This window comes from Kitasatospora sp. MY 5-36 (genome assembly GCF_001182915.1).
Lineage (GTDB): Bacteria > Actinomycetota > Actinomycetes > Streptomycetales > Streptomycetaceae > Kitasatospora.
This window is the reverse complement of record NZ_LFVW01000234.1, coordinates 1-1536: the sequence shown is the minus strand read 5'-3', so window position 1 is coordinate 1536 and position 1536 is coordinate 1. Positions and strand designations below refer to the sequence as shown.

Annotated in this window: 1 protein-coding gene and 1 other RNA gene; both read right to left on the bottom strand. The window is 72.7% G+C overall.

Translation table 11 applies throughout. The features are described from left to right. Positions 1–1305 (bottom strand): DNA polymerase III subunit gamma and tau (locus AE652_RS17175; RefSeq protein ID WP_049652323.1); only part of this gene is annotated, 1305 nt, incomplete at its 3' end. 91 nt (positions 1306–1396) lie between these two features. Then, positions 1397–1487, bottom strand: an RNA gene (gene ffs, locus AE652_RS43475) — signal recognition particle sRNA small type. Positions 1488–1536: the final 49 nt, after the last annotated feature.

The following is a 1536-nucleotide window of genomic DNA, read 5'->3' as shown; positions in this document are numbered from 1 at the left end:
CGGTACGGCGGCGGGCTGGACCGGCGCGGGCGCCACCGGCACCTCGGCCACCGGCGCCACCGGCGCCACCGCCATCGGAGGCGTCGCCGTCGGAGCCGCCATCGGCATGCCCCCGGGGACCGCCATCGGCGCGGCGAACCCGCCCGCGGACGCCCGTCGCTCCAGCTTGTCCATCCGCGCCTGCAACGACAGCTCGTCGCTGTACGCGCCAGGCAGCATCACCCGGGCGCAGATCAGCTCCAGCTGCAACCGGGGCGCCGCGTTGCCGCGCATCTCGGTCAGCCCGGTGTTGACGAGGTCGGCGGCCCGGCTCAGCTCGGCCGCGCCGAACGCGTCCGCCTGCGCCTGCATCACCGCGACCCGGTCGGCCGGGGCGTCGATCAGCCCCTTCTCCCCCGCGTCCGGCACGGTGGCCAGGATCACCAGGTCGCGCAGCCGCTCCAGCAGGTCGGTGACGAAGCGGCGCGGGTCGTGCCCGCCCTCGACCACCCGGTCGATCACCTGGAACACCGTCGCCCCGTCGTGCGCGGCGAAGGCGTCCACCACCTCGTCCAGCAGCGCGGAGTCGGTGTACCCGAGCAGCGCCGTGGCCATCTGGTACGTCACGCCGCCCTCGCCGGCCCCGGCCAGCAGCTGGTCCATGACCGACATCGAGTCACGCACCGACCCGGCCCCCGCCCGCACCACCAGCGGGAACACGGTGTCCTCGACCTGGATCCCCTCCCGGCCGCACACCTCCGCCAGGTAGTCGCGCAGCGTGCCGGGCGGGACCAGCCGGAACGGGTAGTGGTGCGTCCGGGACCGGATCGTCCCGATCACCTTCTCCGGCTCGGTGGTCGCGAAGATGAACTTGAGGTGCTCCGGCGGCTCCTCGACCACCTTCAGCAGCGCGTTGAAGCCGGCCGAGGTCACCATGTGGGCCTCGTCCAGGATGAAGATCTTGTACCGGCTGTGCACCGGCGCGAAGAACGCCCGCTCGCGCAGCTCGCGCGCGTCGTCCACACCACCGTGCGAGGCGGCGTCGATCTCGATCACGTCGATCGACCCGGGCCCGCCGGTCGCGAGGTCCCGACAGGACTGGCACTCCCCGCAGGGCGTCGGCGTCGGCCCCTGTTCGCAGTTGAGGCAACGGGCCAGGATGCGCGCGCTCGTCGTCTTGCCACAGCCGCGCGGCCCGCTGAACAGGTACGCGTGGTTGACCCTGTTGTTGCGCAGGGCCTGCTGGAGCGGAGCGGTCACGTGCTCCTGCCCGATGACCTCCGCGAAGGTCTCGGGGCGGTAGCGGCGGTACAGGGCTAGGGACACACCCCCGACGATATCGGGACGGACCGACAAACGCGTCGCCCCTCACCCCGCCGACCGTCCCAGACCGGCCCCGACCGGGCCCCGGGAACGCAAAGACCCCTCGCGCACCCGCCAGAGCCCTCTTACCCTTGCTGCCTTCCGGCCCTGGGGGGGTTCAGAGAGATGACGCCACACGAGGGGCTGACCCCCACAGTACCGGATCCCCGCCCCAACGATCCACAGGCCACCCCC